We start from the raw sequence: 12,137 nt of genomic DNA, 5'->3' as shown, positions 1-12,137 counted from the left end.
CGGCGGATGGCCTGCCCTCCACAGCCCTGCTGTTGCGCAACCGGAATATCTGACCAGAGAGAGACCCCGCCATGCTCAGACCTTCGTTTCAGTCCCGTTATCTGACCTCTGCGCTGCGGCGGTATCGGCGCGCCGTGCCGCTGCTGCCGGTGGTGTTCTGCATCGCACTGGGGTTTGCCATCGGGGCCACCCCTGCGACCAGCGCCGGAACCGGCAGCGATGATATCCAGCCGCGCGACGGGCATTGGCTGGCGCTGATGCAGTTCCGGTCGGTCAGCGGCTGTTCGGCGACGCTGCGGCGCGAGATCGAGTCCGATGCAAAGGATGAGGTGCTTTATTCCAAGCCCCTGCATTTTTCCAAACCACTGGATCTGAATCAGCTCAATGCGGCCTGGGAGGTAGATATCAACTGGACCCGCACCAGCCCCAACCGCTGGGAAGGGGTGATGACCGAGGTCGAGCGCACCCTGTTCGGCAAGGTCACCACCGTGACCGAGTTGCAGACACGGGTGATTTCGGAGGGGCTGATTGATCAGAAGGCAGTGGCCACGATCAGCTTTCCGCCGCGCATGGTCCGGCAGATCGGTTCAGCCGAGCCTTGCGTGGTCCATGCCGATATCACCCACCGGCTGCGCTGATCCGCAGCTGGCCAGCATCGCTCGCCCTGACGAGGGCGCGCCGGGGCGTCCCGAAACCCATACCCAAGACCTAAAACACGATCTGAAAAAGGATAAGACCATGAATTTTTATCGCAGCGCCGCTCTTGTGACCGCGTTTAGTCTGGCGGGCGCATCTGGCGCCGCCGCCGAGGGGCTGTTTTCCAACGGCCAGTTTACCCTCGGGCTGGGGGCGTTTGCCTCCTCCGACCTTTACAAGGGCGAAAGCACCGAGGCCGCCGCCCTGCCGTTTGTGTCCTATGACAGCGACCGGCTGCATCTGGGCTGGGACGGGGTCGCCTATCATATTCTGAACAGCGAGGACCTGCAGGTTTCGGTGCGCGTGGGTGCGGGCGAAAAGCCGGATTACCCGGAGAACAAGCCGCTGTTTGCCGGGCTGAAGCGCAGCACACCGATCGAGGCGGGATTTGACATGACCTATCGTTTTGACGGGTTCTATGTGGCGGGCAGCGCGATGGTGGATGTCTCCAATGAGCATGACGGCTATCACGCGGAGGCCAAATTCGGGACCGAGTTCCAGATGGGCCAGCTGGGTGTCGATATTGGCGCCGGGGCGCGGATGCGCGACGGCAAGCTGAACAACTTCCTTTATGGGGTGTCCGCCAGCGAGGCGAACGCGCAGCGGGCCGCCTATGATGTTGGCTCCACCACCGAGCCGTTTGTGGATATGACCATGGTCTACCCGATCAGCGACACGTTGTCGGTGCTGGGGACGGTGAATTATCAGCTGATCGACAAGAAGGTTCACGACAGCCCGCTGACCAATACCAAGGATAGCTATTCGGTCGGGCTTGGCCTGATCTACAGCTTCTGATCCATGGCGTCTCCGCTTCACTCGAAATCGCGGGGCAGGGCAGGGGCGGCGCGGCGGGAGACCGCGCCGCCAACCGGCCCCGCTGCCGCCGTGCCGCCGCTCTCTGCCGTTACCGGGGCCGCTCCAGCGCCGGTTGAGCTGGTGTTTGTCAGCGATGCCAGGGCGACATGGCCGCCACTGCTGGCGGCGGCGATCTATCTGGGGCTGGTGGTCTGGATGCTGGTCGGGCTGTTCTGGCCCGCCGCCCCGCTGCCGCCGCCAGATGGTGGGAATTCCCCCGTGACAGAGCCTGTTTCTGTCGCTGTGCAGCTGTCACAGGCGGCGCCGGTGACACGGCTGCTGCACGCCGAGGGGCATAGCAGGGCTGACCGGGACGCCACCCTGCGGGCGGAGATGTCGGGCCATGTGGCCACCGTTGCGGTGGCGAAGGGCGCACGGGTTGCGCAGGGGCAGATCCTCGCCACCTTGCAGGCCGGTCCCCGGCAGGCGGCGCTGGCGCGGGCGGAGGCCTCGCAATTGCGGGCCGAACACGAGTACACGCGCGCGGCGGCGCTGCATCAGCGGGGATCGGCCACCGATCAGCGGCTGAGCGAGGCGCGCGAGGCGCTGGCCGTGGCCAAGGCGGATCTGGCCGCGGCCCGGCAGGCTCTGGCGGAAACGCAGCTGACCGCGCCCTTTGCCGGGCATCTCGAAGCCTTGGACCTCACCCCCGGTGCCTATGTGCAGGAGGGGGCCGAGGTGGCGCGGGTGGTGGCGCTGGATCCGCTGCGGGTGGTGTTTCAGGTGCCCCAGCACCAGCGCGGCTCCCTGACCGAGGGGGCCATCGCGCAGGTCCGGTTTCTGGACGGGCGCAGCGCCGAGGGGCGGCTGAGTTTTCTGGGGCAGAGTGCGGCGGCAGAGACCCGCAGCTTCACCGCCGAGCTGACGCTGGCCAATCCGGCGGAGCGCAGCGCTGCGATCCCGGCCGGGGTCAGCGCCCGGATCGAGGTGCCGCTGGATCAGGTCCAGGCGCATTTCCTGTCACCGGCGCTGCTCTCGCTGGATATGGCGGGGGGGCTGGGCGTCAAATCTGTCGATGACACCGACCGTGTGGTCTTTACCCCGGTGGAGATCGTCCAGTCAGCGCGCGACGGCGCCGGTGTCTGGGTCAGCGGCCTGCCGGATCAGCTGCGGCTGATCACCGTCGGACAGGGTTTTGTCAGCGCAGGCGAACGGGTGCGGCCCGGCGGCGATGGCAACGGCGCGGCGGATCCGTCGTGAACGGCATATTGGCGGTGATCTTTTCCCGCAGCCGCGCGGTGATCCTGATCTTCGCGGCGCTGCTCTGCGCCGGGGCCTATGCCTATGTCAGCATTCCCAAGGAGAGCAATCCCGACATTCCGATCCCCTTTGTCTATGTCAGCACCAGCCTGTCGGGGATATCGCCGGGTGACAGTGAGCGGCTGCTGGTCAAGCCGCTGGAAACCGCGCTGAGCGGGCTGGCGGATCTGAAGGAGATGAAGGGTCACGCCTATGAGGGCTATGCCAGCGTGACGCTGGAATTCGAGGCAGGCGCCGACGTCGCAGAGGCGCTGGACCGGGTGCGGGTGGCGGTGGATCAGGCCCGCCCGGACCTGCCGGAGGCCGCCACCGAACCGGTTGTGATCGAGATCAACACGGCACTGTTTCCGGTGCTGACCACGGTGCTGTCCGGGCCGGTGCCGGAGCGCAGCCTGAACCGGATGGCGCGCGAGCTGAAGGCACGGCTGGAGGCGGTTTCGGGCATTTTGGAGGTGGATATCGGCGGCGGTCGTTCGGATCTGCTGGAGGTGCTGATCGACCCGGTTGCCTTTGCCACCTATGGGCTGTCCTTCGAGGCGCTGGTGGGACAGATCAACCGCAACAATGCGATGATTGCCGCCGGGACCATCGACGGGGCCGCCGGGCGGTTTGTGCTGAAGGTGCCGGGGCTGGTCGATGGGGCGCAGGATCTGATGCAGATGCCGGTGAAGGTTCAGGGCGGTGCGGTGGTGACCCTTGGCGATATCGCGGTGGTGCGGCGGCGGTTCGAGGATCCGCGCAGCTTTGCCCGGATCAACGGCCAGCCGGCGCTGACGCTGGATATCACCAAACGCAGCGGCGCCAATATCATCGAGACGGTGGCGGCGGCAAAGGCGGTGATCGCAGCGGCGCGGCAGGAGTGGCCGCAGAGCGTCAAGATCGACTATCTGCTGGATGAGAGCCGCGAGGTGGAGACCATGCTGGGCGATCTGGAGGCCAATGTGGTGGCGGCCATCGTGCTGGTGATGCTGGTGGTGATCTATGCGCTGGGGCTGCGCGCGGCGCTGCTGGTTGGCCTGTCGATACCGGGGGCGTTCCTGGCTGGTGTGGCGCTGCTCTGGGCGATGGGGATCACGATGAACATCGTTGTGCTGTTCTCGCTGATCCTGGTGGTCGGAATGCTGGTGGACGGCGCCATTGTCACCACTGAACTGGCGGATCGCCATTTGCAGGAGGGCGCGACCCCGGCGCAGGCCTATCGCGCGGCGGCGGGGCGGATGGCGGGGCCGCTGATCTCCTCGACCGCCACCACGCTGAGCGTGTTTGTGCCGCTGCTGTTCTGGACCGGCACCACCGGTGAGTTCATGAAATTCCTGCCGATCACCGTCATCGTGACTCTGGCGGCATCGCTGCTGATGGCGCTGGTGTTCATCCCGGTTCTGGGAGGCGTGATCGCGCGGCGGTCGCCGCAGACGGCGGCGGCGAAACGGGCGTTGCATGCGGCGGAATATGGTGATCCGCGCCTTGGCCGTGGGACGGCGGGGCTATATGCGCGGATGCTGGCGCGCGCACTGCTGTTTCCGGGCACCACCGTTCTGCTGAGCCTTGCGCTGTTGATCGCGACCTTTGGCCTATATGGGACATTCGGCGCGGGGCTAAGCTTTTTCCCCAAGATAGAGCCTGAATTCATGCAGGTTCAGCTGCGCGCACGGGACAATTTTTCGATCCATGAACGCGATGCGCTGGTGCGGGTGGTGGAGGATCAGCTGCTGCGCCGCGATGGGATTGCCAGCGTCTATGCGGTGGCCTCGCTGGGCGGGGGTGATGATCTGGACCTTATCGGCACCATTCAGCTGGAGCTGGATCCCTGGGACCAGCGCCCGCCCGCAGCGGAGATTGGCGCCGGGATCCGTGCCGAGGTGGCGGCTATGCCGGGGGTCGAGGTGCGGGTGGAAACCGAGGATGACGGGCCAAGCGGGGCCAAGCCGCTGGATCTGCATGTCACCGCCCGCGACCCCTCGGCGGCCGAGGCGGCGGTGGCCCGGATCCGCGAGATCATGGGCGGGATTGGCGGGTTCACCGATGTTGCCGACAGCCGCGCCCTGCCGGGGGTGGAATGGCGCATCGAGATCGACCGCGCCGAGGCCGCGCGCTATGGCGCGGATCTCAACCTTGTGGGGCAGGCGGTGCAATTGCTGACCCATGGCGTGACCGTGACCACATTCCGGCCCGATGACGTGGCGGAGTCGGTGGATGTGCGGGTGCGTTTTCCGGCGGCGGACCGCAGCTTTGACCGTTTGCGGCAGCTTCAGGTTCCGACCAGCGCGGGGCTGGTGCCGATTGCCAATTTCACCCGCTTTGCACCGGTGCCGCGCTCCGGCGCGATCGAGCGGCGGGACCAGTCGCGGGTGCTGACGCTCTCGGCCAATGTGGCGCCGGGGCTGCTGGCCGATGCGCAGATCGCGCGGCTGCGTCAGGCGCTGGACCGCGCCGATCTGCCAGACGGCGTAAGCTGGCAGTTCCGGGGCGAGGCAGAGGAGCAGGATGCGGCGATGCGGTTCCTTATCCTTGCCTTTGTGACGGCGGTTGTGCTGATGGCGGTGATCCTGATCGCGCAGTTCAACAGTTTCTATCAGGCGGCGGTGGTGATGTCGGCGATTGTCTTTTCCATCGCCGGGGTGCTCCTTGGGCTGCTGCTGGCAGGGCGGCCGTTTGGTGTGGTGATGGGCGGCATCGGGGTGATTGCGCTGGCGGGCATCGTGGTCAACACCAATATCGTGCTGATCGACACCTATAATGCGCAGCGGCAGGCCGGGCAGTCGCCTCATGAGGCGGCGCTGCGCGCAGGGGCGCTGCGGCTGCGGCCGGTGGTGCTGACGGCGCTGACAACGGTGCTGGGGCTGATGCCGATGGTCCTGGGGATGAAGCTGGATCTGCTGGCGGGCAGCATGGTGTTTGGCGCGCCGTCCAGCCAGTGGTGGACCGAGCTGTCGACAACCATCGCGGGCGGGCTGGTGGCGGCAACGCTGCTGACGCTGCTGGTGACCCCGGCGATGCTGGTGCTGGGCGCGCGCGGCCGCAGCTGGCGGGGTCAGCGGGCGACGGGTGGCTGAGAGCGGTGGCGGCAGGCCACCGGCCAGCTGCTGCCCCGTCGTCGGCGTCAGGTCGATGGGGTGGCGCTGCCGCGGGCGGCACGCAGCGCAGAGGGGGTGGTGTTCATCTCGCGCTTGAAGGCGTTGTAAAAGGACGAACGCGAATTGAACCCGACATCATGGGCGATCACCAGAATGGTCTCATCGCTGTCATGCAGCTGTTTCACCGCATCCTGAATGCGCCATTTGTTGACGTAATCAAAGAAATTCGACTGAAGCGTCATATTCAGCGTCTGCGAGACGTAGTTGGAGGTGACGCTGATATGTTTGGCCAGATCCCAGAGCGACAGGTTGGGATCGCGGTAGAGCATATCCTTGGTCATGGCGCGTTCGATCTTGGCCGCGATACGGGCCGCGTGATCGTCGGTGAGCGCGGAGCGTTCGTATTTTGCGGCGGCCAGTTCCCGCTCGGCGGGCGGCTGCGTGTCGCCGCGCGGTTTCGGCATCAGCCCCGGCTGCTGGCGCACGCCCCAGACGCCGATCACCCAGGTGATGGCGAGGCTGGACAAGCCATTGGTCAGGTCGGAGGCTTCGCTGAACAGGATGAACAGCTCAAGACCAAAGAGGTCGGCCAGAATCTCGGCGACACTGAGCAGGAGATAGGCGGAGACCGTGGTGGTGATCCACCAGACCCAGGTCAGTTCGCGGTCCTCGGTGGTGGCAAACAGATCCTTCAGGCGCGTGCGATATCGCGACAGCATCCGCATGATCAGCACCAGGTAGATGGCGACCTGGCAGTAAAACAGCACTTCGACCAGCTGGAAGTAGATCAGGATCGCCTGAATATACTGGCTGAGGTCGGCGAACTCCAAATCATTCTGGGCGAACAGGGATTTCGGGATGGTCCAGAACAACACCACCATGCTGATCGCCAGCAGGATGGGCACCGCGTGCCAGAACCTTTGTGTGACCGGGGGGCCGTCATCCTCGGAGGTGAGACCGCGCACGTAGAGCCAGAGCAGCAGCGGCTGGGCAAACACGGCGGGCACATGCAGGCTGTTGAAGCGCGCGACAAGATAATCATAGGCGTCATCGGTGACCACCAGATCAAGGATGCCGAGCATTTCGGTAACGGATTGAGTGATGAAGAACAGCGCCAGCGGCACATAAATGCGCTGATGGCGTTGGTGCAGCAGCAGCTGATTGGTGCAGAACAGCGCCATGCCGAGGTGAAAGGCCGACAATGCCAGCAGGTATTTATCGTCCACCATCACGCGCCCGATCCTGAAATTCCCTATCTGGCCTTTAGCAGCGGGCTGCGCTGATGGACAGATCTGCGGGCGGTCTGGCTGTCCTTTCCAGCAGGGAAGAACGCCGGACAGGGGGCAGGGGCGGCTTTTGCCCCTATGGGCCGGGCCTCGCGGAGGGCCGGATCCTGGCGAGCACGCCGATCGCCTCGACCCGGTTGCGGACGTTCAGTTTGCGGTAGATCGAATTGGCGTATTCCGAGACCGTATGGGGCGAAATCTTGCAGACTGCCGCGCATTCCTTGGTGGTCAGCCCCTGGCTGAACAGATAGAGCACCTCGCGTTCGCGCGGGCTGAGCCGGGTCAGCGCCTCCGATTGCGGGGCGATCAGGGACCGGTTGAACGCGGCCTCTGCCGGGGCGTCGGCGGGGGGCTGTTCCGGGGCCGCCGCCGCGGGCTGTCGCAGCTCCTCCATGCGGCGATGGATGATCATGCAGAGAAAGCGCAGGCTGTCGGTCTTGCCCGCGACATGGGCGAGAAAATCGGCCCGGGTCAGACTGGTGCCGATGTTGAAACCGCCGAACCGGTCGGACCCTTGCAGCCGAACCGGGATGGCAATGCCGGCGCGAAACCCGCTCTTGACCGAAGCGTCGCGGATGAAGGCGGTTTCCGCAGCGGCCAGATAGGGGTGATCGGCCAGAAACTCCGCCCCGGTGAACTGCGGTTCGTAGCTGTTGCAGCAGTGATCCAGAAACGGATCCCGATGGCTGGGCAGTTGCTGGTAGATATCGGGCAGGTTGGTCTGGATATGTGGATGGCTGCGGTCGCCGTCCACGGTCAGGTAGATGGCGTAGTCAAATCCCATCGCAGCAAAGACCTGCAAGCTCTGCGCCCAAAGCTCGGCGATGCTGGTGCAGCGTTCCAGACTGTCGATATCGGTCCAATCCACGACGATACCCCCTAATGTTAAGGGATAACACCTGCGGTGCCGCATTGCTAGCGTGGCCGAGGCGCCGGGGATACGGCCATGTCTCTCCTCGGATATGTTGGGCAAGGCTGTGGTCCGGCGCTGGTGGCCTGTTGTGAGTGCGGGGCATCTGAGTGTTTTTGACCGCCGCGGATCCGGTGTGAGGCCGATGCGGGGCGGCGAAGACAGCAAAGCCTGATGGGCCTGGCCGAACGTCGCATTACCGCATGTCGTATTGGCCGGGGGAGGCGCAGGGTGAGGCCGAATTGAGCGATCCTCGCTGCTGCCGGGGCCGTGGCATCGCTTGCCGGGGGGCAAGGCCACGGTCGTCGGCGGCGCCATTTGACCCGCGTCAGCCAGAGGGCGGGCGGGCGGTGACTTGATTAGCGCCGCTATTCAGATCATAATAAGCCAAATTTTGATCCGATTAAGGGTGCTTATCACATCATGCCGCATATCTGGCAGTCTCCGTCCTGGCCGCGCTTTGACTATGATCCGGCACATATCGAACCCGAACTGGCCCGCGCTGCCGAGGCGGTGGGCGAGGTGACGGGGCTTGTCCACGGGCTCACCCCGCAGGAGCGCGAGGAGATGCTGCTGCGCCAGATCGTGCAGGAGGCGATGGCCTCCTTTGGAATCGAAGGCGTGGCACTGGATGCCAGCGAGATCGAAGCCTCGGTTGTGGCTTCGCTGCGCCATCGCGACAGGGCGGCGATCTCGCGGCGCTCGGATGCGGTGGCGGAGCTGATGCTGGCGGCGCGCCGGGCCGATCAGCCGCTGGACAGCGCGCAGATCCTGACCTGGCACCGGTTGCTGTTCACCGGCATGGAGGTGGAGGACCTCGGCCGCTGGCGACGCTTTGAGATGGAGATCGTGCGCTCCGCGACGGCGGGTCCGGGGGATGTGCTCTATAAGGCGCCGCCGCCGGATCGGCTGGAGGCTGAGATGGCGCAGTTTCTCGACTGGGTGAATGTCGATCAGGGAATGCCAGTTGCGGTGAAGGCGGCGCTGGCGCATCTGTGGTTTGAATCCATTCACCCGCTGTCAGATGGCAATGGCCGCATTGGCCGCGCCCTGATCGAACATGTGTTTGCCCGCAACCGCGCGTTGCCGTTCTCGCTGTCGCGACAGGTGGAGCGGGACAAGAAAGCCTATTATGCCGCCCTGCAGGCAGGGCGCAAAGAGGGCGCGACTGGCATGATTGACGCCAGCGAATTCGTGCTCTGGTTTCTGCGCACGCTGACGCGGGCGGCGGCTTCGGCCCGCGATGAGGCGGGGTTTATCCTGCGCCGCAACCAGTTCTTTCTGCGCTACGGACCGGTGTTGAATGATCGCCAGAGCCATGCGCTGCGTCTGCTGTTTGAGCAGGGGCCGGAGCGGCTGGCGGTGGGGCTGAGCGCCAAATCCTACCGCAAGATCACCAAGACCTCTCCGGCCACCGCGACGCGGGATCTGCGCGCGATGGAGGAGGCCGGTGTGGTCACGCGGATGGACGCGGGCGGCCGCTCCACCGCCTATGCGATCCGGTTCTGACCTCTGGTCAGGTTTATATGTCTGACCTCTGGTCAGGCAGGAGCCGTTGCGGAGGCCCAGGTCATCGCCTCAAATTCTTCGCGAAAGGCAAAGCGCTTCAGGTGGTTGTCGATGATCTGGCGGGCGTGATCCAGCTCTTCGGCAGTGGGGGCGGTGACCTCGGCCAGGAGCCGGTCGGCGCTGGCGGTCAGTGTTGCAGGTCCCATGCCCAGAGCCACGGTGCCCCGGCTGTCATCATGGGTGACGGCGACCTTATGGGCAAAATGCTTGCACAGCTGTTGCAGGTATTTGGAGGCGTTGGGGGTGTCGAAATGGCCTGTATCCGTAATCATTGGGCTTAATCCTTAGTTTTTCTGTCAGCTTTGCAGGATAGAGATTCCGGGGCGCAGCGCAAGGTGAATTCACCGCTGCCAGCCATGGTGCGCGGCGGGCCGCAAAATGGGGCGCAAGCCAGATTGCAGGACTTGGCGCATGGTGGATTATCCGGCTGACAAACCCATCCGGCGGCAGTAGAACGGCCCGGCTACGGTGCAGGCAGATGTCGCGACAGGCGCGGGAAGCAGCGGGTCACGGACCGTCACGCTGCTGTCCTGCTGATGCGAAAGACAGGCGACCCACATCTCAGGCGAATTTCAATTCATCCTTGAGAGGGGCGCTATGTTCCGGGCTTTTGAAAACCTTGTCGATCCGTTTGCGGCCTCGCAGAGGGCGGCGCCGCGTGCCGGTCTCTGGCCGTATCTGTGGCAGCAGCTGGCGCCCTATCGCAGATGGCTGCCGCTGATGCTGGTCACTGGCGTGCTGACCGCGCTGATGGAAAGCGGGCTGATCTTCTATGCCGGGCGGCTGGTGGATCTGATGACCGAGAGTGGCGCTGCGGCGTTCTGGGCCGATCACGGCGGTGAGATGATCCTCGCGCTGGTCTGTGTGCTGCTGCTGCGTCCGACGCTGGTCGGGCTGAACCACCTGCTGCTGGAGCAGACCCTGTCCTCCAACCTGCAGGAACAGGTCCGCTGGCAGGCGCATCAGCATCTGCTGGGGCAATCGGTCGGCTTCTTTCAGCATGATTTCGCCGGGCGGCTCAGCAATCGGGTGATGCAGATGGGACCGGCGGTGCAGGACAGCGTGCATATGATGTTCGAGGCGGTGCTGTTCGCGGTGACCTATATGCTGGGCGCGGTGGTGGTGCTGTCGCAGATCGACGGGCGGCTGGCGGTGCCGCTGCTGATCTGGGTGCTGATTTACGGCGTCTACGTGCGCCATGTCGCCCGCCGTGTCGCGGCGACGGCGGAGAAATGGTCCGATGCGCGCTCCGGGGCGACGGGGCGGATTGTCGATGCCTATGGCAATATCGAAACCGTCAAGCTGTTTGCACAGGGCGGGCAGGAGCTGGGTTATGCGCTGTCGGCGCTGCGGCGGCTGCGGACGCGTTACCAGCGGTTCATGCGGATGATGACCACACTGGCCTTTGGCAGCATTGCCATCAACGGCGTGTTGATCCTGATCGTGGTGGCTCCGGCGATCTGGCTGTGGACGGTGGGTCAGGTCAGCGTTGGAGAGGTGGCCGCCGTCGCGGCACTGACCATCCGGCTGAACGGCATGAGCGGCTGGATCCTCTGGGTGACGATCCGCCTGTTTGAAAACATGGGCATCATCCGCGAGGGGCTGCGGTCGCTGGCAACGCCACATGCGGTGGTCGATGCAGCGGCGGCGCCGGCCCTGAAGGTCACGCGGGCGGAGATCCGCGTGGAGGGGCTGCATCACAGCTATGGCAAGGCATCGGAGGATGGCAGCGGGGGTGTGGCGGGGCTTGATCTGACGATCGGGGCCGGGCAGCGGATCGGCATTGCCGGGCCGTCCGGCGCGGGCAAGTCGACGCTGGTGTCGCTGCTGTTGCGGTTTGATGACCCGGACCGGGGGCGCATTCTGATCGACGGCCAGCCGATCGACAGCGTGACACAGGACAGCCTGCGCGCGCAGATTGGCGTGGTGACGCAGACAACCGCGCTGGTGCATCGCTCGGTGCGGGCCAATATCCTTTATGGCAATCCCGGCGCCAGCGAGGCGGAGATGGTGATGGCCGCCAAACGCGCCCGTGCCCATGACTTCATTCTGGGGCTGCGCGATCAGGCCGGGCGGACCGGCTATGACGCCCATGTCGGCGAGCGCGGAGTGGCCCTGTCCGGCGGGCAGCGGCAGCGGATTGCGATTGCGCGGGTGGTGCTGAAGAATGCGCCGATCCTGATCCTGGACGAGGCAACCTCGGCGCTGGACAGCGCGGTGGAGGCGGAGATCGAGGAGACATTGCGGGATGTGATGCAGGGCAAGACGGTGATCGCCATTGCGCATCGCCTGTCCACGATTGCGCAGATGGACCGGATTGTCGTCATGGATCAGGGCCGCATCACCGAAGATGGCAGCCATGCCGCGCTGCTGGCGCTGGGGGGCACCTATGCGATGCTGTGGTCGCGGCAGGTGGGCAGCCCCTGCGCGTCGGCGGATTGCTGACGGCAGGCAGAGAACGGCGCGAGGATTGATCCGTGCCGTTCT

9 protein-coding genes are annotated in these 12,137 nt (G+C 65.1%); 6 read left to right on the top strand and 3 right to left on the bottom strand.

The genetic code is table 11. The features are described 5' to 3' along the window. Window positions 1-71 precede the first annotated feature (71 nt). The 4 genes from VWY75_RS01920 (at window position 72) to VWY75_RS01905 (ending at window position 5,864) form a co-directional block, all read left to right on the top strand. Window positions 72-638, top strand: a complete 567-nt coding sequence (locus tag VWY75_RS01920) for a hypothetical protein (RefSeq protein WP_340547770.1) — start codon at window positions 72-74, stop codon at window positions 636-638. Between the two features lie 100 nt (window positions 639-738). Next, window positions 739-1,491, top strand: coding sequence for a MipA/OmpV family protein (locus VWY75_RS01915; RefSeq protein ID WP_416537860.1), 753 nt, complete (start codon window positions 739-741; stop codon window positions 1,489-1,491). 3 nt (window positions 1,492-1,494) lie between these two features. Next, window positions 1,495-2,751 (top strand): efflux RND transporter periplasmic adaptor subunit, encoded by a 1,257-nt coding sequence (locus VWY75_RS01910; RefSeq protein ID WP_416541597.1) that lies wholly within the window; start codon window positions 1,495-1,497, stop codon window positions 2,749-2,751. Further along, window positions 2,748-5,864, top strand: a complete 3,117-nt coding sequence (locus VWY75_RS01905) for an efflux RND transporter permease subunit (RefSeq protein ID WP_416537899.1) — start codon at window positions 2,748-2,750, stop codon at window positions 5,862-5,864. The genes VWY75_RS01910 and VWY75_RS01905 overlap by 4 nt, the downstream gene beginning before the upstream one ends. 47 nt (window positions 5,865-5,911) lie before the next feature. On the opposite strand, the gene VWY75_RS01900 is transcribed toward VWY75_RS01905, so the two are convergent. Together VWY75_RS01900 and VWY75_RS01895 are read right to left on the bottom strand one after the other, a co-directional pair. After that, window positions 5,912-7,114 (bottom strand): helix-turn-helix domain-containing protein, encoded by a 1,203-nt coding sequence (locus VWY75_RS01900; RefSeq protein ID WP_416537902.1) that lies wholly within the window; start codon window positions 7,112-7,114, stop codon window positions 5,912-5,914. Window positions 7,115-7,247: 133 nt separating this feature from the next. Then, window positions 7,248-8,039: a helix-turn-helix transcriptional regulator gene (locus tag VWY75_RS01895; RefSeq protein WP_416537898.1), complete on the bottom strand. Its 792-nt coding sequence runs from the start codon at window positions 8,037-8,039 to the stop codon at window positions 7,248-7,250. A gap of 465 nt (window positions 8,040-8,504) precedes the next feature. On the opposite strand from VWY75_RS01895, the gene VWY75_RS01890 reads away from it, so the two are divergent. After that, window positions 8,505-9,590, top strand: a complete 1,086-nt coding sequence (locus VWY75_RS01890; protein ID WP_416537897.1) for a Fic family protein — start codon at window positions 8,505-8,507, stop codon at window positions 9,588-9,590. Window positions 9,591-9,622: 32 nt separating this feature from the next. Here the strand turns inward: VWY75_RS01890 and VWY75_RS01885 are convergent, their stop codons facing one another. Beyond that, complete coding sequence (locus tag VWY75_RS01885; RefSeq protein WP_340547764.1) at window positions 9,623-9,922, bottom strand: DUF2218 domain-containing protein; 300 nt, start codon at window positions 9,920-9,922, stop codon at window positions 9,623-9,625. A 325-nt stretch (window positions 9,923-10,247) separates the two neighbouring features. On the opposite strand from VWY75_RS01885, the gene VWY75_RS01880 reads away from it, so the two are divergent. Beyond that, window positions 10,248-12,095: an ABC transporter ATP-binding protein gene (locus tag VWY75_RS01880; RefSeq protein WP_416537896.1), complete on the top strand. Its 1,848-nt coding sequence runs from the start codon at window positions 10,248-10,250 to the stop codon at window positions 12,093-12,095. Window positions 12,096-12,137: the final 42 nt, after the last annotated feature.

The organism is Phaeobacter sp. JH20_08 (assembly GCF_048056635.1).
Taxonomy (GTDB): Bacteria; Pseudomonadota; Alphaproteobacteria; order Rhodobacterales; family Rhodobacteraceae; genus Phaeobacter; species Phaeobacter bryozoorum.
The sequence above is the reverse complement of the archived record's forward strand: the minus strand, read 5'-3'. Positions and strand labels throughout refer to the sequence as shown.